At 38.7% G+C, this 22,615-nt stretch carries 24 protein-coding genes and 1 riboswitch; of the genes, 13 read left to right on the forward strand and 11 right to left on the reverse strand.

Annotation, left to right across the window (positions count from 1 at the left end; all coding sequences use genetic code 11):
- Positions 1 to 85 precede the first annotated feature (85 nt).
- From AN161_RS09205 to AN161_RS29560, 5 genes are all read left to right on the forward strand, one after another.
- The gene (locus AN161_RS09205; RefSeq protein WP_053594065.1) at positions 86 to 1,234 is read left to right on the forward strand and encodes an acyl-CoA dehydrogenase family protein; all 1,149 of its coding nucleotides are present in this window, start codon (positions 86 to 88) and stop codon (positions 1,232 to 1,234) included.
- Between the two features lie 170 nt (positions 1,235 to 1,404).
- On the forward strand, positions 1,405 to 1,698 hold the full coding sequence (locus AN161_RS09210) for a hypothetical protein (RefSeq protein ID WP_143114690.1): 294 nt from the start codon (positions 1,405 to 1,407) through the stop codon (positions 1,696 to 1,698).
- A complete protein-coding gene (locus AN161_RS29555; protein ID WP_158002998.1) occupies positions 1,695 to 1,841 on the forward strand; it encodes a hypothetical protein in 147 nt (48 codons plus the stop codon). The genes AN161_RS09210 and AN161_RS29555 overlap by 4 nt, the downstream gene beginning before the upstream one ends.
- 221 nt (positions 1,842 to 2,062) lie before the next feature.
- Positions 2,063 to 2,266 carry a hypothetical protein gene (locus AN161_RS28715; RefSeq protein ID WP_143114692.1) on the forward strand — a complete coding sequence of 68 codons (204 nt, stop codon included), beginning with the start codon at positions 2,063 to 2,065 and terminating at the stop codon, positions 2,264 to 2,266.
- 84 nt (positions 2,267 to 2,350) lie between these two features.
- Positions 2,351 to 2,497, forward strand: a complete 147-nt coding sequence (locus AN161_RS29560; RefSeq protein WP_206743142.1) for a hypothetical protein — start codon at positions 2,351 to 2,353, stop codon at positions 2,495 to 2,497.
- 416 nt (positions 2,498 to 2,913) lie between these two features.
- Here AN161_RS29560 and AN161_RS09215 read toward each other — a convergent pair whose 3' ends face one another.
- From AN161_RS09215 to AN161_RS09230, 4 genes are all read right to left on the reverse strand, one after another.
- A complete protein-coding gene (locus AN161_RS09215; RefSeq protein ID WP_053594067.1) occupies positions 2,914 to 5,106 on the reverse strand; it encodes an MFS domain-containing histidine kinase in 2,193 nt (730 codons plus the stop codon).
- A 15-nt stretch (positions 5,107 to 5,121) separates the two neighbouring features.
- Positions 5,122 to 5,277 carry a hypothetical protein gene (locus tag AN161_RS30325; RefSeq protein ID WP_206743143.1) on the reverse strand — a complete coding sequence of 52 codons (156 nt, stop codon included), beginning with the start codon at positions 5,275 to 5,277 and terminating at the stop codon, positions 5,122 to 5,124.
- Entirely contained in the window at positions 5,255 to 5,947 is a 693-nt protein-coding gene (locus AN161_RS09220) for a response regulator transcription factor (protein ID WP_053594068.1), read from the reverse strand. Before AN161_RS09220 ends, AN161_RS30325 begins: the two co-directional genes overlap by 23 nt.
- 605 nt (positions 5,948 to 6,552) lie before the next feature.
- Positions 6,553 to 7,410 (reverse strand): EamA family transporter, encoded by an 858-nt coding sequence (locus AN161_RS09230; RefSeq protein WP_053594070.1) that lies wholly within the window; start codon positions 7,408 to 7,410, stop codon positions 6,553 to 6,555.
- A gap of 153 nt (positions 7,411 to 7,563) precedes the next feature.
- On the opposite strand from AN161_RS09230, the gene AN161_RS09235 reads away from it, so the two are divergent.
- Complete coding sequence (locus tag AN161_RS09235) at positions 7,564 to 7,794, forward strand: excisionase (RefSeq protein ID WP_053594071.1); 231 nt, start codon at positions 7,564 to 7,566, stop codon at positions 7,792 to 7,794.
- Between the two features lie 77 nt (positions 7,795 to 7,871).
- Here AN161_RS09235 and AN161_RS09240 read toward each other — a convergent pair whose 3' ends face one another.
- From AN161_RS09240 to AN161_RS09250, 4 genes are all read right to left on the reverse strand, one after another.
- Complete coding sequence (locus AN161_RS09240) at positions 7,872 to 8,858, reverse strand: homoserine dehydrogenase (RefSeq protein ID WP_053594072.1); 987 nt, start codon at positions 8,856 to 8,858, stop codon at positions 7,872 to 7,874.
- 391 nt (positions 8,859 to 9,249) lie between these two features.
- The gene (locus AN161_RS28720; RefSeq protein ID WP_143114697.1) at positions 9,250 to 9,444 is read right to left on the reverse strand and encodes a hypothetical protein; all 195 of its coding nucleotides are present in this window, start codon (positions 9,442 to 9,444) and stop codon (positions 9,250 to 9,252) included.
- A 193-nt stretch (positions 9,445 to 9,637) separates the two neighbouring features.
- Positions 9,638 to 10,024: a hypothetical protein gene (locus AN161_RS09245; protein WP_053594073.1), complete on the reverse strand. Its 387-nt coding sequence runs from the start codon at positions 10,022 to 10,024 to the stop codon at positions 9,638 to 9,640.
- A gap of 584 nt (positions 10,025 to 10,608) precedes the next feature.
- Positions 10,609 to 11,910, reverse strand: a complete 1,302-nt coding sequence (locus tag AN161_RS09250; protein WP_053594074.1) for an O-acetylhomoserine aminocarboxypropyltransferase/cysteine synthase family protein — start codon at positions 11,908 to 11,910, stop codon at positions 10,609 to 10,611.
- A gap of 117 nt (positions 11,911 to 12,027) precedes the next feature.
- A riboswitch (SAM riboswitch) is annotated at positions 12,028 to 12,141 on the reverse strand.
- A gap of 328 nt (positions 12,142 to 12,469) precedes the next feature.
- On the opposite strand from AN161_RS09250, the gene AN161_RS09255 reads away from it, so the two are divergent.
- On the forward strand, positions 12,470 to 13,102 hold the full coding sequence (locus tag AN161_RS09255) for a glycerol-3-phosphate acyltransferase (protein ID WP_053594075.1): 633 nt from the start codon (positions 12,470 to 12,472) through the stop codon (positions 13,100 to 13,102).
- A 189-nt stretch (positions 13,103 to 13,291) separates the two neighbouring features.
- Positions 13,292 to 14,773 carry a DASS family sodium-coupled anion symporter gene (locus tag AN161_RS09260; RefSeq protein WP_053594076.1) on the forward strand — a complete coding sequence of 494 codons (1,482 nt, stop codon included), beginning with the start codon at positions 13,292 to 13,294 and terminating at the stop codon, positions 14,771 to 14,773.
- A gap of 192 nt (positions 14,774 to 14,965) precedes the next feature.
- On the opposite strand, the gene AN161_RS09265 is transcribed toward AN161_RS09260, so the two are convergent.
- The gene (locus tag AN161_RS09265) at positions 14,966 to 16,486 is read right to left on the reverse strand and encodes a succinate CoA transferase (RefSeq protein ID WP_053594077.1); all 1,521 of its coding nucleotides are present in this window, start codon (positions 16,484 to 16,486) and stop codon (positions 14,966 to 14,968) included.
- Between the two features lie 281 nt (positions 16,487 to 16,767).
- On the opposite strand from AN161_RS09265, the gene chrR reads away from it, so the two are divergent.
- Together chrR and AN161_RS09275 are read left to right on the forward strand one after the other, a co-directional pair.
- On the forward strand, positions 16,768 to 17,499 hold the full coding sequence (gene chrR, locus AN161_RS09270) for a class II chromate reductase ChrR (RefSeq protein ID WP_053594078.1): 732 nt from the start codon (positions 16,768 to 16,770) through the stop codon (positions 17,497 to 17,499).
- A 24-nt stretch (positions 17,500 to 17,523) separates the two neighbouring features.
- Positions 17,524 to 17,736 carry a hypothetical protein gene (locus AN161_RS09275; protein ID WP_241774534.1) on the forward strand — a complete coding sequence of 71 codons (213 nt, stop codon included), beginning with the start codon at positions 17,524 to 17,526 and terminating at the stop codon, positions 17,734 to 17,736.
- A 525-nt stretch (positions 17,737 to 18,261) separates the two neighbouring features.
- Here AN161_RS09275 and AN161_RS09280 read toward each other — a convergent pair.
- Positions 18,262 to 19,173 (reverse strand): copper amine oxidase N-terminal domain-containing protein, encoded by a 912-nt coding sequence (locus tag AN161_RS09280; protein WP_053594079.1) that lies wholly within the window; start codon positions 19,171 to 19,173, stop codon positions 18,262 to 18,264.
- 119 nt (positions 19,174 to 19,292) lie between these two features.
- Here AN161_RS09280 and AN161_RS27490 point away from each other — a divergent pair, with 119 nt between their 5' ends.
- Complete coding sequence (locus AN161_RS27490) at positions 19,293 to 19,451, forward strand: DUF4177 domain-containing protein (protein ID WP_075807213.1); 159 nt, start codon at positions 19,293 to 19,295, stop codon at positions 19,449 to 19,451.
- Between the two features lie 443 nt (positions 19,452 to 19,894).
- On the opposite strand, the gene AN161_RS09285 is transcribed toward AN161_RS27490, so the two are convergent.
- On the reverse strand, positions 19,895 to 20,323 hold the full coding sequence (locus AN161_RS09285) for a HEAT repeat domain-containing protein (protein ID WP_053594080.1): 429 nt from the start codon (positions 20,321 to 20,323) through the stop codon (positions 19,895 to 19,897).
- Between the two features lie 362 nt (positions 20,324 to 20,685).
- Between AN161_RS09285 and AN161_RS09290 the strand changes: the two genes are divergently transcribed.
- Together AN161_RS09290 and AN161_RS09295 are read left to right on the forward strand one after the other, a co-directional pair.
- Positions 20,686 to 20,916, forward strand: a complete 231-nt coding sequence (locus AN161_RS09290) for a hypothetical protein (protein WP_053594081.1) — start codon at positions 20,686 to 20,688, stop codon at positions 20,914 to 20,916.
- A 297-nt stretch (positions 20,917 to 21,213) separates the two neighbouring features.
- A complete protein-coding gene (locus AN161_RS09295; RefSeq protein ID WP_053594082.1) occupies positions 21,214 to 22,089 on the forward strand; it encodes an AraC family transcriptional regulator in 876 nt (291 codons plus the stop codon).
- Positions 22,090 to 22,615: the final 526 nt, after the last annotated feature.

Consider the following 22,615-nt stretch of genomic DNA (forward strand, 5'->3'; position numbering starts at 1 on the left):
TTGATTTCTCTGAATATTTCGGTAACATTATGATTGCAAGAGAAAATTTACGCATGTACGAGGGAAAAAAAGGGGTGTTGTTCAAATGACAAGATATAAGTTCGAATCAACAGAGCATGAGTTATTTCGTAAAACCTTACGTAAGTTTTTAGCAGATGAAGCCGAGCCGCACTATTCTCAATGGGAGAAAGATCATCTTATTCCACTTGGGTTTTGGCGTAAGCTTGGGGAAATGGGCTATCTATGTCCTCAAGTAGAAGAACAATATGGGGGTCTCGAGTTAGATTTTAGCTTTGGCGTTATTATTCAAGAGGAGCTAGAGCGTGTAGGTTCGAGTCTTATTGGCGTTGGCTTGCATAATGACATTGTCGTGCCCTATATTGAAGCATTCGGCTCCAATGAGCAAAAATCACGCTGGCTACCGAAGTGTGTTACAGGTGAAAATATTACAGCCATTGCTATGACAGAGCCAGGTACAGGTTCAGATTTGGCAAACATCCAAACAACTGCTATTCGTGATGGCGATCACTATATCGTCAACGGACAAAAAACATTTATTACAAATGGTATTCATACAAATTTAGCGGTCGTTGCTGTAAAAACAAATCCTCAAGCAGAAAAAAAACATCGTGGCATTAGCCTCCTTGTCATTGAAGACGGGACACCAGGCTTCACGAAAGGTCGTAAGCTCGAGAAAGTTGGCATGCACGCGCAGGACACTGCCGAGCTATATTTTGAGGATTGTCGCGTACCTGTAGAGAATCTCCTTGGTGAAGAAGGTAAAGGCTTTATTTATATGATGGAAAAGCTGCAACAAGAGCGTTTAGCAGTAGCCATCGCCGCACAAACAGCTGCTGAGGACATGCTTGCTTTAACAATAGATTATGTAAAATCCCGCGAAGCTTTTGGAAAATCAATAAGTGACTTCCAAAATACGCAATTTAAAATAGCCGAAATGGCAACGAAAATTGAACTCGGCAAATCATTTTTAGAATCTTTAATAGAGGAACATATCGCAGGAAATGATGTTGTGACAAAAGTTTCGATGGCAAAATACTGGATAACAGAAAATGCACGTGAGCTTGCTGTCCAGTGTATGCAGTTACATGGCGGCTACGGTTATATGGAGGAATACAAGATTGCTAGAAGATATCGAGACATTCCTGTCATGTCCATTTATGCAGGTACCAACGAAGTTATGAAAGTAATTATTGCTAAGAATTTAGGCTTATAACTAAGAAAATCTATTATGTAATGAAATTAATGTGTGATATTAAATAAAGTATGGCTTTTTGGCAAAACGAGGGTCGAGATGACGGATTGAAGAGTCTAAGCGACGGAATCAGGGTCCGAGACGACGGAATCAAGGTCCGAGATGACGGATAGAAGAACCGAAGCGACGGATTGAAGAGCCGCGGTGACGGATTGAAGCCGAAGCGACGGAATCAGGGTCCAAGGCGACGGATTGAAGAGCCGAAGCGACGGAATAAGGGCCCGAGACGACGGATTGAAGGTCCAAGACGACGGATTGAAGAACCTAAGCGACGGATTGAAGAGCCAAAGCGACGGAATAAGGGCCCGAGGCGACGGATTGAAGGTCCAAGACGACGGATTGAAGAACCTAAGCGACGGATTGAAGAGCCGAAGCGACGGAATAAGGGCCCGAGACGACGGATTGAAGCCGAAGCGACGGATTGAAGAACCTAAGCGACGGAATGAAGAGCCGCGGTGACGGATTGAAGCCGAAGCGACGGATTGAAGGTCCGAGACGACGGATTGAAGAACCGAAGCGACGGAATAAGGGTCCGAAACGACGGATTGAAGCCGAAGCGACGGATTGAAGGTCCGAGACGACGGATTGAAGAGCCGAAGCGACGGAATGAAGAGCCGCGGTGACGGATTGAAGCCTAAGCGACGGATTGAAGGTCCGAGACGACGGATTGAAGAACCTAAGCGACGGAATGAAGAGCCGCGGTGACGGATTGAAGCCGAAGCGACGGATTGAAGGTCCGAGACGACGGATTGAAGCCGAAGCGACGGAATGAGGGTCCGAGATGACGGATTGAAGAGCCGAAGCGACGGAATAAGGGTCCGAGACGACGGATTGAAGCCGAAGCGACGGATAGAAGGTCCAAGACGACGGATAAAAGAACCGAAGCGACGGATTGAAGGTCCAAGACGACGGATTGAAGAACCGAAGCGACGGATAGAAGAACCTAAGCGACGGATTGAAGAGCCGAAGCGACGGATTGAAGGTCCGAGATGACGGATTGAAGCCGAAGCGACGGAATAAGGATCCGAGACGACGGATTGAAGCCGAAGCGACGGATTGAAGGTCCGAGACGACGGATTGAAGAGCCGAAGCGACGGAATAAGGGTCCGAGACGACGGATTGAAGCCGAAGCGACGGATTGAGGGTCCAAGGCGACGGATTGAAGAGCCGAAGCGACGGAATAAGAGTCCGAGACGACGGATTGAAGCCGAAGCGACGGATTGAAGAGCCGCGGTGACGGATTGAAGCCGAAGCGACGGATTGAAGGTCCAAGACGACGGATTGAAGAACCGAAGCGACGGATTGAAGGTCCGAGATGACGGATTGAAGAACCGAAGCGACCGAATGAAGAGCCGCGGTGACGGATTGAAGAGCCGAAGCGACGGAATAAGGGTCCGAGACGACGGATAGAAGCCGAAGCGACGGAATGAAGGTCCAAGACGACGGATTGAAGCCGAAGCGACGGAATGAGGGTCCAAGGCGACGGATAAAAGAACCTAAACAACGGAATGAAGAGCCTAAACAACGGAATGAAGAGCCGAAGTGACGGATAGAAATTCACAACATTCACAAGGGTTTCCTCACGCATTTTGTTTTCAAAGCAAAGAAAACAGCGGCAGAATGTTTGCCGCTGTTTTTGTCTATGCTGCTGGAATTCGAACGATTACTTTAAATAAATCTCCATCTACCTCTATACTCATACGAGCACCATGCAAATCTACAATGGATTGTGCGATGGCTAAGCCGAGCCCTGAGCCCTCTGTATGGCGCGAAGCATCCGCTCGCTTAAAGCGTTCAAATAACTCATCGGCATTCTCGCTAATTTCATATTTTGCGACATTCTTCACGGTGAATTCCGCATCGCCCTCAGAAGTACGCTTTAATGTAACATAAACACGTGTGCCTTCTAATGCATATTTCAATACATTGACAATTAAATTATCAATCAGTCTCCACCATTTTTGACCATCCACATACGCATAGATTGGCTCATCTGGTTTTGTCATACGTAAATCTAAACGTGCCTGTGCTAAATCTTCCTCATGCTCCCCTACCGCCTGCTGTACAAGCTGAGATAAGTCTACTCGAGTACGATGAAGCTCCATATTACCACTCGCCATTTTAGACACTTCAAAAAGATCCTCAATCAGTAATTTTAAGCGCTCTGATTTTTTATCAAGGATATGAATGTATTGCTTACGCTCTTCTTCCGTAATATCAGGATTTTTCAGTAAATCTGTATACGTAATAATGGACGTTAACGGTGTGCGTAAATCATGACTAACATTCGTAATAAGCTCTGTTTTTAAACGTTCACTTTTTGCCTGCTCATGCATGGACGTGCGTACGCCCTCCCTTAAATGATTAAGATTTTCTGCATGCTCTGCAAGTGGTGATTTGCCCATTACTTTAACATCACGATTTAAACGTCCCTCGGCCATGTCTTTTGTATCCTTCATAATTCGGTTTAAATAGCCCATTCTAGAAAGGAAGAGAATCATGGCTGGTATACCGATAAGTGTACAGATGCCCAATACTAGAACAGGGAATCCACCACCTCGTAACATGGAAGCAACAAGACTTCCACCACCGAAAAATGCTGCTCCAATCATCACTATAGAATGCAATCCAATGGAACGATTTAAAAATAAATCTGTAATTGATTCACCTAGTGACCATAAATAGCTAGCTTTTAAATTCTCTTCTAGTTTTTTTACAGTATTCACTCGATCATACAGCCAAATTAGCTGTACAAAGAACAGAATAGCAATAATTAATAGTGCACCTGCTTTTACTAGTAAATCCATTAAAAAGCTCACATAATTACCTTGGTAAAAAAATTCAATTGCTTCGTGAGAAATTTCCATAGTTAACAAATACATACATCCGATTACCAACAATAAAACAAGCTGGAAATCAATTTTCATCTTTGCAAGTGCTTCTTTTTCTTTTATACCTTGTACCATTTGCAGCACTTCTTTACGCCCTTTCCACGCAACAATAGCCGCTATAATACTCGTTAACCATATAAAAAAGTAAATGTATTGATTACGTGTAAAATGGTCATAGCCTTCCATGATGTACACTGCTTGTGCTGAATTTTTTGAGATTGTTATGGTGCCCGTGTAATCAGTTGTTTCTCTGAAATTTTCTGTATCTACGTGAATATCAGTTTGATAAAAAATTGGGCTTAAATTCTCACTGATATTCCAAGTAGTTAACGGTTGTTGCCCCGTATAATTTATTACGAACGCACTTCTATCCGTAATATTACCTGAACGATATGTTTCGCCTGTTTCCGTGTTCTTTAATTCATAAGACCAATAATTATTATTTTTCACAAAGCTCTTTGCTTCATCTTGCGCTTTCTTTATATATTGATCAACAAGCGCTTCCTTTTGAGCAAGAATTTTTTTATGGACATGCTCATCATCCTCAAAATTCGCCGTAATATCTTTAATTGTTGTATCTCGCTCTTTCTCAAGCTTTGTTTTTAAATCCGTTGCATTTACATTAGCAGCTTCTTGAATGCGCTCCTCGTATTGAGCTTTAATATTTTCTATCTGTTGCCCTAATGTTCCATAGCGATTACGATGTTCTTCAATTTCACTTTGTGTAACCACGATTTTACTTTTTAAATCCTCAGCAGTTGGTAAATTTAACACTAATGGTCCTAACTCTGACTGAAAATTATCTATTTCATGCTGGAAACTTTCAGAATGAAAATAGGACTTTCCAATATATTTGTACCCGACATTAGAGAACGTAAATATACCGAAAATTACCCAGATTAAACATATAAGAGCGAGAAGAGATTTCCAATTTTTCAACATCCTTTTAACTCCCCTCTAAAAAATTCTCTCGAGCAATTGTAGCATCTCTGAAGAGCGGGCAGTTACTATCTGATACGCATATACGCCAAAATAAATTAATCCAATAACCCCTGCTACAAACCCTGCAATTGTAACATACTGCTCTATTTTATTTTTCCATTTTATAGCCAACGCCCCACACCACCTTTAAATAGCGTGGATTTTTCGGATCTGCTTCGATTTTTTCACGTATTTTTCGAATGTGTACAGCCACAATATTTTCTGCATTGTAAGCTTCCTCATTCCATACACGCTCATAAATCTCTCTTATCGAAAATACACGCCCTGCGTTTTTCATTAATAATTCCGTAATTTTATATTCTATTGGTGTTAATCGAACAGGCTCCCCTTCTAAAATGACTTCCTTTGCGTCCTCATCTAATACAAGTCCGTCAATTTCCACCTTTGCCGCTTCATCATTGTATGTCCCAAGCTGTACATAACGTCGTAGCTGTGATTTTACCCGAGCCAACAACTCTAATGGATGAAAAGGCTTTGTGACGTAATCATCTGCACCTACAGACAATCCATGAATTTTGTCGCCATCCTCCGCCTTCGCGCTTAGCATAATAATTGGAATATTGCGCTCTTCTCTAATCTTAAATGTCGCTGTAATTCCATCCATATTTGGCATCATAATATCTAAAATAATTAAATGTACTTCATTGTTTTCTAGCTTTTCAATTGCCTCTAAGCCGTCAGCAGCTTTAATGACATTGTAGCCTTCATTTTTTAAATAGATTTCAATACCATCACGAATATCTTGATCATCGTCTGTTACAAGAACTGTTAGTTTCGTCATGATATACACCTCGCTCTCAATTAATAGTGTATCTTGTAAATCTTAAAAACCAGCTATTATAAAAATGAAGAATTTCTTAAGGTTTTAATGTGACTCATAACGTGGGGTGATTTCCGTTCCGGCCGGGCGCTTTGCTTTCGCTACAGAAAACATTTGCCGCTGACGCTTCGCTTTCGCGCAGATAAAACATTGTTGTTGCTGTTGCTGTCGCTTCGTTTTCGCACAGATAAAACAATTGTTGCTGTCGCTTCGCTTTCGCACAGATAAAACATTGTTGCTGTCGCTTCGCTTTCGCACAGATAAAACATTGTTGCTGTCGCTTCGCTTTCGCACAGATAAAACATTGTTGCTGTCGCTTCGCTTTCGCACAGATAAAACATTGTTGCTGTCGCTTCGCTTTCGCACAGATAAAACATTGTTGCTGTCGCTTCGCTTTCGCACAGATAAAACATTGTTGCTGTCGCTTCGCNTTTGTTGCTGTCGCTTTCGCACAGAGCAAAGCTTCCTGGGGGCTTCTGATGAGCCGCTTCGCTTGCGCTACAAAAGACATTTGCTGAAAGAAGTTAAAGATTTTACATAAAAAGATTGTCTTGTATGACTTGTTCTCAAATCTTTTTTCTTCCCCCTAATGTCAGTACAACAATACCGCCTAATAACATTGCAACGCCTATCCATGAAGTCATACTTAAATATTCGCCAACTAAAAATACACCTAGCATCGCTGCAGTCAAAGGCTCTGCTAGGGATAGTGTAACGGCCGTCGATGAACTAATTTTCTGAAGGCCATTTAAAAACAATAAATAGGCAATGCTTGTACACATAATCCCCATGAAAAGCATCGTCCATAGATTATGTGGGACAGCTAACCAGTTAAAGCCTCCATTTATCGAGAATGGAAGTAAAAATAACGCACAAATTGAAAACGTCATCGCTACTGCAGGTAATGCCCCCTCTTGCGTCATAAGCTTTTTACTAATATTTGTGTACAATGCAAAGGAGAGACCTGCACAAAGGGCTAGTCCAATACCTCCCATATGCACAGCCTTATCCCCATTATTAACTAATAATAAAATACAGCCGAGAATTGCCATTACCGTTGCTATTCCCCACACCTTTGTCGGCCGTGTTTTCCATAGTACCCATTCTAAAACGCCAGAAAACACAGGGGCACTACCAATCGTTGCAACTGTTCCAATAGCTACACCTGTTAGACGTATTGATGAGAAAAAAAGACCTTGGAATAATGCAATGCTCGCGGCAGCTAAAATTGTCCATTTCCACGACCATTTAAGAAAGTTAATTTTACGCAGAAAAATAGTAATAGCTAATAATAGTCCGCCACCAATTGCAGAACGAATTGTTGCTACTGCTAGCGGAGATACTCCTGCATCTAAAAATGTTTGTGCAGTTCCTGTCATGCCCCATAATATAGCCGCTAGAAGTACGAAAAATGGATACATCATTTATTACCTCCTTGACCTTTTCCACTCATTAACATTAATAATACAGATTTATCCAAAACCAAACAATTACCATTTTTATTTTTCTTTCATTAGCCACAGTATGCTTTCTTTTCAAGGGACGTTATAATAAAAACAACAAAAGGAGCGAAAATTATGTATAAAACAATTGAAGAAACAGCCATTGAGCTTAGTATGCCAGAGGATCAAGTACTGCGCCTAGTTTATGAGGGACGCATCCGCTCAGTGTACGATGGAGATCAAATATTGATTAATAGCGGGCAGTTCAGCACTTATTTTGAGCAGTTAGATCGTATTAAAGAGGAGATCGAAATTTGGCGTAATACACCGATTCCAGAGGATATTGATGTTAAAGATGAGGATTAAAAAATGCCTATCATTCAAACAATTGAACATTGCTGAATGATAGGCATTTTTAATTGTTTAGGTATCAATTCCATCTATTATATTGTTACAACAAACCCAGCTCGCTTACCGATAATTTCCGCATAATCCTCAACCATCACACTAGCTGTTGGATACATACCTGCTCCAGGTCCAATTAACGTTAATGTACCAATATAATTTGTATCCAATGCCACAGCATTATTCACGTCATCAACGGGGTAAAGTGGATGTTCTTTATCAACTAATTGTGGACCAACCTTTGCGAGCACTTTTCCATCAGCTAGCTTCTCAACCTCTGCAACGTGGCGATAACGCAGGCCTTTTTCACATGCTTCTTGCACTTGCTCTGCCGAAATGTTATCAATGCCGATTACTTCTACGTCAGCCCAATCTGGTTGCTCACCAAATGCCAATGCACTTAAAATCATTAATTTTTTAAAGGCATCCTGACCTGATATATCATTAAATGGATCTGCCTCTGCATAACCTAAATTTTGCGCCTCTTTTAAAGCTGTTTCGAACGACCAGCCCTGTGAACGCATTTTCGTTAAAATATAGTTAGATGTACCATTTAAAACACCCTGAATACGACTAACATCATTGACAAGCAAAATATTTTTCATCGTTTTAATAACAGGTACACCACCAGCAGTTGTTGCCTCAAATCCTACAAAAACACCATTTACTTTTGCAAGATCCTGCAGCTCTAAGCCCCGCTTTGCAAACATTACTTTATTAGCTGTGATAACATGGCATTTATGCTCAACAGCACGCTTTAAGTAAGTAAATGCTGGCTCCTCATTTACGATTGCTTCAAAAACAACCTGCAGACCCGGTTCTGCTAAGACTTCATCCATACTAGTTGTCATTAAATGCGCTGTGCCTGGTACACGTTCGCGGCTAGCGTCTGTAACTAATATTTTTGCTACCTCTAGCTCAATTCCTAATTTATTTTTAAGCTCTTCACGCTTTTCGTTTAATATATGGTAAATTCCTTGACCTACCGTTCCAAATCCTAATATAGCTGCCTTTATAGTTGCCATTCCTATATTCCCTCCAACTTACATTCCGCAGTTTCATTAAATTTTATTACGCCTCAGCTTAATTCGCACAGATTTTGAATTGTTCGCAAACTTGCAGCTTACTGTATTTCTAACACTTCGTTTTCAGACAGATATTTAGTCATGGCATTTCGCCCTCATCATAAAAATATTCGCCTAAAGAAGATAAAAAGCTGTAAAATACATACAAATTCAAATAATTCAAAATTTAACTTAAAGAAAATTGTAACGCAAATACATACATTGCACAAGAAAAATCTTTCTAGGATGGACATTTGTTTCTCCTAGACGTGCAGAAGAAATCGTTTTCATCCCTTTTATTATATGATTTTTCGCTTGGATCTATAATAATTGAACAAATATTGACGATTCTTTATAAAAAAATAAGGATCATCACCATAGCGTGTAGTTGATTTCCGTTCCGACTGGGCGCTTTGTTGCTGTCGCTTCGCTTTCGCACAGATAAAACATTGCCGCTGACGCTTTCGCACAGATAAAACATTGTTGCTGTCGCTTCGCTTTCGCGCAGATTGCTGTCGTTTCGCTGTCGCGCAGAGCAGAGCTTCATGGGGGCGTCCGATGAGCCAAAATGAATGCCTTTCTTCTATTATATATATGTATGTAAAGACATTTATAAAAATTGTTCTTTTGAAATATATTGATTAAAAAATTTTTCAATTATGCTAGTCTCTCTTCCTGATCTAATTAAAAAACTCATTCCCTGTAGCAGCAGAGAATGAGCCCAATTATATGAGGGATAATTAACTAGCTTTGGCTAGTAATTTATAACGATATTGTGTTAAAGCTTGTTGCACCAGTCTTATTTCCTCTTGCGTAAAATTTGGTATTGCATACGTACGTTCAACTAATTGGAATGTACCGTATTTCAAGTAATACTCTGTCGCAGGTAGAGAAATATGACTTGCTCCATAGCTCTCATAAGCTTCGAAAACTTCTTTTACTGTATAGTTTTCCTCTTTGGCATAAACGACTTCTTTAAAAGCAGAATGTCCAAAGGTCTGTTGCCAATTACTCTCAACTGACGCAAGTATGTTTTGTATGGACATGTTGTTCACAAACACATGACCTTCATTTAACTCATAAATAAGATAAGATGCAATGTTTTGCGCACTATAAACATTTCCCATTTAAAACACTCCTTTATCATCAGTTTTTAGATAAGAGTAGCTGCTGGCTGTGCAACTACTCTTCTTCATATATATTCAAAAGTGGGGGAGCACTTATGAAAACTAAATTGGTTCTAGGTTGGTACTACCCTTTCGAACACTGAACTTAAATCCTAGTATATAACAAGGATTTAAGCAAGTCAATAATACTTATAAAGATACTAGGTATTATTTATAAAAAACTTCAAATAACTCACCAAATGGGGCGAGCGGTTGATGCAGCAACGTTTTACGCATTACCAAATGAGGCCTATCGAATGAGAAAATACGTAAACGCTACAACATTAGCCAATCTAACTACTCCTACCGCTAAAGCAGTGGAGTTCTAGAATATTTGGATTAAAGTACCTTACCTTTTCTTCCTGAAAAGAGTTTGTACTCAAGTACTGGTGCGCAACATTAACGGACATATTGCGTATATGCAAGGCGCTTCTCCAAGCAAGCATAGATCCCCTGTCTACTTCTCGTGCCGACTTTTTTCGGGAGTAGTCATAACCGATTAGATTTCTATTTATGTCGAACGGAAATTTCTTTAATTTTATTTATTAAGCTTCTACTTTTTGCTGTGAAGCTGTTACTTGTTCAATAGCTTGTTCTAAATCTGCAATAATGTCTTCCACTGCCTCTAAACCGATGGATAAGCGAATGAGCGACTCGGTTACGCCAGTTTGGATTAACTCCTCAGCTGATAGTTGCTGATGTGTAGTAGATGCTGGATGGATAATTAATGATTTAGCATCCCCTACATTTGCTACGTGCGAGAATAATTTCACACTATCGATTAATTTACGCCCTGCTTCACGTCCACCTTTAATACCAAATGTAAGCACTGAACCGAAGCCATTTCTCAAATATTTTTTTGCTAAATCATGAGTAGGGAAATCTTCTAAGCCATTGTAATTTACATATTCCACAGATGGGTGGTTTCGTAAATATTCAGCTACCGCTAACGCATTTTCATTGTGTTTAGGAATACGCAAATGAAGCGTTTCTAAACCTTGTAATAAATTAAATGCTGCATCTGGACTTAATGTTGGACCGAAGTCGCGTAGTAATTGCACTCGCAGTTTTGTGGCAAATGCAGCCGCTGCTGTGTCAATACCATAACGCAAACCATGATAAGAAGCATCTGGTTCAGTAAAGCCTGGGAAACGTCCACGAGTCCAATCAAACTTCCCTGCGTCTACGACAACGCCGCCTAAAGTTGTACCATGGCCTCCAATCCATTTTGTTGCGGAATGAACGACGATATCGGCACCGAAGTCAATTGGTGTTGAGCCATAAGGTGAAGCAAATGTGCTATCAATAATTAATGGCAAGCCGTTTTCATGTGCTATATTCGCTACTGCCTCAATGTCTAGCACTTTTAAACTTGGGTTACCGTAAATTTCAGCGAACACCGCTTTTGTTTTATCCGTAATAGCTGCTTTGAAATTTTCTGGATTTGTTTCGTCTACAAAAATTGTTTTAATACCGTAGTTTGGTAGTGTGTTTGCCAATAAATTATAAGTACCTCCGTATAAAGAGCTACCTGCAACAATTTCATCCCCTGCCCCAGCAAGGTTTAAAATTGAAAATGCAATAGCTGCTGCACCAGATGAAAGTGCTACCGCTGCTGTACCGCCTTCTAATAAAGCGACGCGTTTTTCAAAAACATCTACAGTTGGGTTTGTAATACGTGTGTAAATATTGCCCGCTTCCTCTAAAGCAAAAAGACGTTGCGCATGAGCTGTGTCTTTAAAAACGAAAGCTGTTGAGCGATATACGGGTACTGTGCGAGATCCTGTTACCGGGTCTGGCTCTTGGCCACCATGTAACAGCAATGTTTCTGGTTTAAAATTTGTCATTGTCTACCTCCAAATGGTTACTTTTTTACGATGGTACCGGAGATGAGGAGGATTTTTTCTGTAGAAAACAAAAACCCCCTTCAGCTAAGAAGAGGGTTGCGGTTGCAAGTTTTCCTCCCCTTATCTGCCAGATCCAAGTAAGAATCTGTAGGAATTAGCACCTTAGCAAGTTCGTCACTTACTGGTTGCCGGGCATCATAGGGCCTATCCCTCCGCCGCTCTTGATAAGAGTATGAGATTCAATTTCCATCGTTGTTACACAGTATAAACATAGACTTTTTTTCTGTCAACAATAAAATTTTATTTTTTCCGAAACTTCTGTCTGCTTTTTTACGTAAAACGAACGCATACACTATTTTAGTATCTATTGGTTTACCACCAAAAGTTGGGTTGATTTCCGTTCCGACTGGGCGCTTTGTTGCTGTCGCTTCGCTTTCGCACAGATCCCAAGGAGTCGCCCAGTCTCCACTCCAATCAACTTATATGCAATGACATACGTTTTAAAGTGTTAGCCCTAAATTTTGGTGATGATCCTATTTATTTTGAAAGGAGAACTTTTATGTTAAAAGCCGTTATCATTTTTCTTCTTGTTGGTTATTTAATTGGTTGTATTCACGGCTCTAAAGTTGCTCAGTTTTTATCCGGGGTAGATTTAAAAAAGACTGGTCATGGCAATGCAGGTGCATCCAATGCAACACTTTCCCTTGGATGGAAATACGGCGTATTAGTTGCACTTATCGATATTGGTAAAGGCGTAGCAGCTATTATCAGTGCCCATATCTATCTAGCAGATGCAACACATTTAACAGAAATACAAGTTTGGCTCTTAACCTATATCATAGCTGCTGGTGTCATTCTTGGTCATAATTTCCCATTCCATATGGGCTTCAATGGCGGTAAAGGAACTGCATCAATCATAGGGATATTACTTGCAATCGATTGGAAAATTGGTTTATTTGCACTCATTTTATTTGTTCTTTTGTCCTTCACGACGAATTATCTAATTGTCGGTGTACTTGAATTTTATCTTGTTTTTTGTACAGCAACATATTTATGGATTCCTGGAGTAGGCCCGACAATTATAGCCCTACTACTTTTAGGAATAGCGATCATTTTGCATATCGAAAATATACAACGCTTAATTCAGGGAACTGAGCCTAAAGTAACTTCTGCATTCAAGAAAAAGAAATAATATTACTTTGGATATTTTTGTCTTTTCTATGACCATATATTTTCTCGTAACCGCCTATTATCGCTATAAATAGAGAGTATTTCACATACTGGTTTTTTTTACAATAAATATACAAATTACTTTCTTAAAAAAGCATCTTACTAGCCGATGTTATAGAAAATTGTAGTCATGTAGAAAGGATGAAAAAGTATGTCTACTTCTGAACAAGCAAAACCAAAACGTAATTTGAAGCCGCTCTGGATTGGATTAGCCTTCGCTTTACTAATCATCATTACTTTTTTACCTAACAACGGCGATTTACCTGTAGCTGGACAACGAGCTCTAGCCATCTTAGCTTTCGCAGTCATTCTTTGGGTTACTGAAGCAGTATCCTACCCCGTTAGCTCAGCCATGATTATTGCTCTTGTTACAATTTTACTAGGTTTAGCTCCATCAATGGAAGATCCAGCGACAGTGCTAGGAACATCAGATGCGTTAAAATTGGCATTAAGTGGATTTAGTAACTCTGCTGTTGCACTAGTAGCCGCTGCTCTTTTCCTAGCAGCAGCCATGCAAATTACCAATTTACATAAACGTCTTGCGCTATGGATACTGTCACTAGTAGGGACAAAAACGAAAGCCATTGTATTTGGTGCTATTTTAGTATCTATAGCGCTCGCATTCTTTGTCCCTTCTGCTACTGCACGTGCAGGCGCAGTTGTACCAATACTACTAGGAATGGTCGCAGCATTTGGCTTACCACGTGATAGTCGACTTGCTGCTTTACTTGTCATTACCTCTGTGCAGGCTGTCTCCATTTGGAATATCGGTATTAAAACGGCAGCAGCCCAAAATATGGTCGCTTTAAACTTCATCAAAGAACAATTTGGTGTGGATATTTCTTGGGGTTCTTGGTTACTTTACGCTGCCCCCTTCTCAATCATCATGTCAGTGGCTCTATTTTTCATTATGATTACACTGATTAAACCTGAAACAAGTAATATTGAAGGTGGTAAAGAGGTAATCAAAAAGCAGCTTGCGGATCTCGGTCCATTAAAAGCTCCCGAAATTCGTTTAATCATAACATCGGTAGTTTTACTGTTTTTCTGGGCTGCTGAGGGTAAGCTTCACCCATTCGATACTACAACAGTCACAATCGTTGCAATCGCCATTTTATTAATGCCAAAAATCGGGGTCTATTCGTGGAAAGAAGTCGAACCTCACATTCCTTGGGGAACAATTATCGTCTTTGCAGTAGGAATTATGCTAGGAACAGTTTTACTTAATACAAAAGGTGCATCGTGGTTATCTGATAAGGTATTCGGTTCACTCGGTTTAGATTCTATGCCAATCCTTGCCACTATCGCACTTGTTACATTATTTAATATTCTTATTCACTTAGGCTTTGCGAGTGCAACAAGTTTAGCATCTGCACTTGTGCCGGTATTTATCGTTTTAGCTTCTACGTTAACAGCTAATGTCGATCAGGTTGGATTCGTTATCGTGCAACAATTTGTTATTAGCTTTGGCTTCCTCTTACCTATTAGTGCACCACAAAATATGCTTGCCTACGGTACAGGAGCCTTTACAACAAAGGATTTCTTAAAATCGGGTATTCCTTTAACGATTATTGGGTACATCCTAGTTCTTCTATTCTCTGCAACGTATTGGAAGTGGATTGGATTATTGTAAGTAGGAACTTTGTAACTGGACTTTCTGAGCATTTCGAGGGGCTTAGCTGATCAATTCGGGGGCCTACCCTATCACTTCTTGGGGATACCTGATTACTTCCTGGGATGCCCGAGCTTTTTGGTATACATTATTAACAACTAAAAGCCTTGAAGGAGCAGATAAGCTGTCTCCTTCAAGGCTTTTAATATTTTATTATTTCAATAATGCGGGGTCCTTCATCGTACCATTTTTTGCGTAATTCACATGCCATGAAAGTGCTTTTTCTAGATTATGTGGCGTATGGTGTCCGCCTGTTGCTTCATTGGCATCGTTAAAATAATTCCATAATTGCTCACGATATTCAGGGTGTGCACAGTTATCGATAATTAGTGCTACCCGTTCTTTTGGTGCAAGCCCACGCAGGTCTGCTACTCCCTGCTCTGTTACGATTACGTCTACATCATGCTCCGTATGGTCTACATGCGATACCATTGGAACGATACTAGAGATATTTCCGCCTTTTGCGTAAGATTTTGTGACGAAAATACCTAATCGCGCATTTCGTGCAAAGTCTCCAGAACCACCGATTCCATTCATCATTTTTGTACCAGAAACATGCGTAGAATTCACATTCCCGTAAATATCTACTTCTAGTGCTGTATTAACAGAAATTAACCCGAGTCGGCGAATAACTTCTGGTTGGTTAGAAATTTCTTGTGGACGTAATACTAGTTTATCTGCATATTTTTCAAAATTACCATAAACTCGGTTTCCAACTTCCTCGGAAAGGGTAATAGAAGTAGCAGATGCAAAGTTCACCTTACCCGCATCCATTAATTCAAATACTGCATCTTGTAGCACTTCTGAATATACTTCTAAGTTCTCAAACTCAGAATCTTTAAAGCCTAATAATACGGCATTTGCTACTGAGCCTACACCTGATTGGATTGGTCGTAAGCTTGTCGTTAAACGACCAACTTTAATTTCTTCACGTAGGAAATTTAATAAATGATTGGCCATAATATCTGTTTCTTCATCAGCAGGAACGATCGTTGATGGCGCATCTAAAATATCTGAAATAACAATACCTTTTACTTTATCTAAGTCTAGTGGAATACCTGTTGCGCCAAGTCGATCTGATACCTTTTGTAATAGAATTGGATCACGTTTCCCCTGTGGTCCTGGCACAAAAATATCGTGCACACCCTCTAATGCATCAAGCTGCGCTACGTTCAACTCAATAATTATTTGGTCTGCCTCTTGCACAAAAATTGGAGAGTTACCAACTGAAGTTGTAGGAATTAGTAGGCCGTCTTCTGTAATTGCAGCCGCTTCAATAATCGCAAAATCAATAGGACCAATAATACCTTGACGTACTAGTTCCGCATTATGTGACAGGTGCGCATCGACAAATGCGATTTCACCACTGTTGATTTTATTACGAATACCTGCATCCGCTTGGAAAGGTCCACGTTTACGAATAACACCAGCTTCTGCTAAGTATTGGTCAACTTCTGGGCCAAGTGATGCACCTGTATATACATCTACCTGGAAGCTCTCTTTTTTAGCTTTCTCTACAAGTGCAAGAGGTACCACTTTAACGTCACCAGCACGTGTAAATCCGCTCATCCCAAGTACCATACCATCCTTAATCCAAGATGCTGCTTCTTCTGCTGTTACAACCTTGCTCCGTAGCTGTTCATTACGAAGCTTCTTCGCCAACTTTTCTTCCATTCCTTATTCCTCCATCCCACTTAATTTTGTTCAACTAGATTACTTGGTTCAATTCCCCTTAAATTTCCAGTAATTATAAACACAACCAAATAAACCGTCGCATACATAATTTTATACTATTTAGAATTTTTAATCTATATTTAACAAAATATTTTACTTTACGAGAAATTTTACGCGTTTGCAAATTATTCAAAAATAATTTTAACATCGAATAAATTCGATTTTGAAGAAGAAGCGTGATATGCTCTTGATATATATAAGGGAAAAAGGAGATTTTATTAATGGTTAAAGAATTATTACGGAACCACTCTTCGGTTCGTATTTATGATGGAAATCCGATTTCAAAGGAAATTATTGAAGAATTAATTGCTACTGCACAAATGGCTGCTACATCACATTTTGTACAAGCTTATAGTGTCATTTGGGTAACAGATACGGAGAAAAAAGAAAAATTAGGATTGCTCTCTGGTAATCCTCGTCAATACGAAACTTCTGGCGGTGCCTTTGTCTTCTGCGTAGATTTCAAGCGTCTTCAATCAGCAGGTAAACTAGAAGGCGTAGATATTGTGGCTGATTCGGCAGAAAACGTACTTGTTGGAGTAGCTGATGTATCATTATTCGCTCAAAACTTTGTCGTTGCTGCAGAATCTATGGGGTATGGGATTTGTTATATTGGAGGAGTGCGTAATAAGCCTGAGGAAATCAGCGAATTATTCAATCTACCTGACTACGTTTTCCCACTATTCGGCTTAACAATTGGGGTTCCTGCTCGTCGCAATGAAGTAAAACCTCGTTTACCGGTTTCAGCAGTATTACATGAAAATGAATACAATGCAGAAAAGTACGAGGAGCTTTTACCAGCTTACAACGACACAATGGAAGCATACTACAATAATCGCTCATCCAATCGAAAAATTGATAACTGGACAAAGCAAATGGCTGATTTTTTAATTGAACAACGCCGTCCTCATATCAAAGATTTCTTAGCGAAAAAAGGTTTTAATTGGAAATAACAAGGTGTGTGGAGTTATTATCGTATGATAGTAACTCCACTTTTTTCTATTTTGTTTAATAATCTTCTGATTTTCGAACAATATCAAGGGCAGAGATATGGCAAGAAGAAAGCAATGAAAGAAGCTGAGATTATGGCTAAAGAGTTAGGTATGAATAAAATTGGTCTAAACCTTTTTGTCATAATAAAATTGCACGTGGCTTATACGAAAAAATGGGTTATGAAATTACGAATATAACAATGGCTAAAACAATTTGATAATGTAACACCAAAGTCCAAGTACTCAATTAATTTGAAGCCTGGGCTTTTTCTACTTAAACTAAAGAAGCAGTTTAGTTGAAGAAGGATTTATTATGGTACATCAAGAAAATCCTGTTTATATCACTTCTTAAATTAACGAGAAAGATTACTACAGCAGGAATAATTTAATAATAATTGTCACATGAGGAGGCCCTTGGACACTATTTGATTCAACGGGTAAAGTAAATGAGATTTTCTGGCCAACAGGTTATATTCAACAAACCACTCCACAACGATTTACTTATGCAACCTCAAACGGTAACTTGACTGCTTCATTAAAAAAAGCTGGTATTAATGCTTAAGTAGATGAGGCTGTCTCATAAGTCCCTTTTGAAGTAAATTCACATAAAATCGAAAAGACAGAAACGTTGTTAAATCAATGTTTCTGTCTTTTTCTTTTTATTTATTTTTGGCTAAAATACCCCTTTTGGGACAGTCCCATCTTAAATTTAAATCAACTACTTCATTTGTGGTCAGGAAGTTTCTGTATGATATCAGAATAAATATTCATTTTTGTTTTAATATTTACCTGTTCATTTTTATCTTCCTGGTAAACTATTGTAGCCATACCATCGTCGTTCTCAAAAAAGAGTACACTACGATGATCAAAAGGTTCCATAAACGGGTCTCTATCTAAACTCATTTCGGGTGAAACATTCCCTCTTGCCTGAGATGGTTTTCCTCTTTCCCGGTATAATTGTCCAATGGCTATTGCATCGCCTTCTTTGATTTGTACAAATGTATAATTTCCATCATTAAAATAGTAAGTGTCTGCTCTTCCATGAGGAAACGTATATTGGTGCAAACGATAACCATCTAATGTACCAAGTGGTATGAAATCCCTGTTGATTGGTAATGCGATAGCAGCTTTACGCGCTGCTTGAAGGTCATCCTGATACAATAATTTTGAATCAAAAGAATAGTCCTGTGAGTTAACAAAAACAAATTTGCGAATGGATTCATATTGAACTTTGTACCCTAAGGATTCAGAGACAAATCGGATAGGAACAAGAATACGGCCATTGCTATTTTGAGCAGGTACATCCATTTGAATAGCCTTGTCATTTTTATAGGCAGTGCTGCTATTTGCACTTATTTTTAGATAATCTCCCTCTTTATTTTGAACTGTAGCAACGCTAGTCGTTGAGTTAAAACTATAAGAAAGACCAAGAGATGCAAGCGCTCGGATGGGAACAAATAAACGGTTATTATCCATCAGAGGATGTGCATCCATCTTTATAAATTCACCATTCGCAACGATTTCTATTGGTCTAACATTCTCTTCTGATTTAACTAGCGGTCCTGCGCTTGCATATGAATAATGGAATAAACCTAAACTTAACGTTAATACTAACCCTGACATTATTTTCTTCATTTTGTATCTCCCCCATCTTTTTTCAACGTACAATTAAGGTAATAAGTGGAAAACCACAAGTAATTGTAACACTTAATAACAGATAAAAACATACAGTTAAAACAAGATTTTAAAAGAATATATCTAGTAAACCTAATGAAGACTATCGAGAAGTAATTAAAAATCACGCAAAACAAGGATGGCGTTTTGTTCAAATTTTCTCCCCTGACTTTGAAACTTCAGGAGTTGCAGTAGGGTCATACTATGAATTGATTTTTGAAAGACCTATAAAACAGTAAACAGAAACCATTCGTTATGAAAGTTTGTGAAACATTACACTTAAACTAACGGGTGCTTTAGCTAAATTTTCGATTCACTAAATATCAAAACAAAAGGCAGATTTATTCTACACGTTTTGTAGAATAAGTCTGCCTTTTTTAAAGAGCAACAATCTATACGAAAACAGCCTAATGTTTTTAAATTTGGATGTTTTTCAAAAGATTGTTGCTCCACAACTATTGAGGGAGATTGTTCAATTAGAGCAATCTCTTCTTGCGCTAACGGGGTGGGTTAGTTGAATAAGGTGTTTGTTTTATCATTAAACAATAAAGATAGATGAACAAAGAAAAGCAGTAATACAATTTAATATTAGTTTCGATGAACCGCAGCGTAAGATAAGAAAAAGCCATTCTCTCCACAAGCGGAGAGAATGACTTTCCTTCATAAATCGCAAAACTACTGATTATAGTTTTGCCCAACGTTCCTCTAACCAGTTCATAAATTGTACACCTTTGTCGCCTTCATACGCATCAAAGACATCTAAACGCATACGTTTTAGTTTATCCGCAAAGTCTGTCACTGTATGGTCCTTCGGCAAGCTCTTTTTCACCCGCAGGAAAATTTTGTCTGTGCCTTTGATAATATCAAAACGTGCAGGTGATGGCTTCTCTACGTCCTCACCAAACGCCGCGAGTGCTTCATAGGCTGCTAATTGCACCTTGTTGACAGTATCATGCTGCATACGATTTTTTAATAAATCTATGATTTTGTCATGTTGATAAGCCGATAACATTTCGACTGCGTCTAAACGCTCTCGCCAGCTAGACGTATAATTGGCCTGTTTTTTTAATGTTTCATACTGCTCAGGTAATGCTGTTTCAAATTGTTTCAAGTAATTGCACCTCTTTTTTTAACTAGAGGAAAAATGAATTCTTCTTCTGCTTCTCTTATTATACGTTGTCAGGGTGAAAATAGCGATGAATTGCTGGTAAGGATATATATAGAAAATGGAAACTAACTACATTAAGGTGAACCGTATCATAAGTATGTACTATTCTTTATTAGATTTGCTTTTCTTATTAAACTCCCATGAAAGAACGTAATCATCTTTCATTTTCTGTGGTGTAGCGCTGGTTTTTGCGCTACATGGATGGCTAACGGGTTGCTTTCGTTTAATAAGAATAGGACACTATCCATGAATGGTGACATATAAATAGGAATTGGTAGAAAAATATAGATATGGGAGAGGACTATATGAGTCTTTACAAAACACAATCTGGAAGAGAAATGTCATTAAAGCTTTATGATGCACAATTAAAGAAATTGGATTATTCATGTAAGAATGTTTACGTTCATACTCGTTTTGGAAGAACACATATCATTGAAACTGGCAATCTATCAGGTGAACCATTGCTAGTATTTCATGGCGGGAATAGTACGACTACCTATAATTTACTAACATATGGATTCCTGCTAAAGCATTGAGACGATCTACTGCTAATTTGCAGGCGTTATAAATAAACGTCACCAGGTTGAAATGAAGTTTGGTCTAAAATAATTTATATTCCCTATAAGTATATCTATTTAACGGATGCGTTCCTATAATAAATTGAAACGCTTTTTTTCTAACAGATCAGGCTAGCGGAAGTAGGAATTTGATTTTATAACATCCCCTCTTTTGAGATTATATTACGAAGTTAATTTTTCATACTAGTAACATAGCAATTAATATCAAAAAACAAAATTATAAATCCTCTAAAATTAGGAAGTGAGGTGAGCTAAATGTATAGCAAAGTAACTCAAGATGTAATTTATTCTTTAGAAGAGTGTTTATTAGATGAATGGCAGTTAGATGATTATGCATCACATATTGGCTATTCAAAATTTCATTTATCACGTATTTTCAAACAAGAAACTGGATTGACGATAAGTGAATATATTCGAAAACGAAGACTGGCACTAGCAGCAATGTATTTATTACATTCAGATGAATCGATACTTCAAATTGCGTTTGAGTTACGTTATCAATCACAAGAAGCATTCACACGTTCTTTTAAAGAGCTATATAAAATGCCACCAGGTAAATATCGCAAAATCATGCGAACACTTCAAGGGACGGAGGAGAAAAACATGAGTGATTTAACGACAATTAAAGGCTGGATTTTAAGTGGTTCACACCCAACTTTTTATGAAATGAAAGCCGATGGACACGTATTTCATACGGGCATAAAATCAGGTTTACTGTCTTCGAAAACAGATGTAGGTGAAGGTCAATTCGGGACAATGATGCAAAGCTTTTCAGCAGAAAATTGGTTAGGAAAACGTATAAAACTGTCTTGTTTCTTAAAAACAGACGAAGTTGTAAAATGTGGAGTTTGGTGTCGAGTAGATAATAGTACAGGTGATGTGATTCAGTTTGATAACATGGATAATAGACCTATTCAGGGTACAACGGACTGGAACTTCTATTCGGTTGTATTAGATGTACCAAAAGAAAGTGCTTCTATTCACTTCGGTATTTTATTAATAGGAACAGGTAAAGTATGGGCTGATGGATTTAAGTTTGAAGAAGTAGATTTATCTGTTACTTTAACAAATATGCTTGGTCAAGAAAACTTGCCGTTAGAGCCGATTAATTTAGGGTTTGATGAAGGATGATTATTTTTGACATCGTTAATGATTTATTGTTTACACTCTATGCGTAAAAGAAATTTGTCTCGTTAATCCATCAACGTTTTTTAGATACATTGAATTATAACATTTGAACAAGAGCTATAAAAAATAATCAAACATATTTATAAAAACTGTTTACTAAATTACAGGAAAGAAAGTATTTTGATCAATCTTTGTTCAATGTACTTTCTTTTCTTTTATTATAAAAATGACTTTAGAATTAATTTTAAACTGTATTCAAAACTAACAAGTTATCAGATCCTGCATCTTCGTTAACTAGCGCTCAATATTTTGCTCCGTCATCGAAATATATGCTATGTTTCTTAGCATCGGCTTTTGGATAAAATTTTCCATCCCTCAACCTTCGGCTTAATAATTGGCAGAGAAAAATCGCAAACAAAAAAGCCGAGGAATATATCCTCGACTTTTTCAGGTGCCTAGCGACGTCCTACTCTCACAGGGGGAAGCCCCCAACTACCATCGGCGCTAAAGAGCTTAACTTCCGTGTTCG

Source organism: Lysinibacillus sp. FJAT-14222 (assembly GCF_001278875.1).
GTDB lineage: Bacteria > Bacillota > Bacilli > Bacillales_A > Planococcaceae > Lysinibacillus > Lysinibacillus agricola.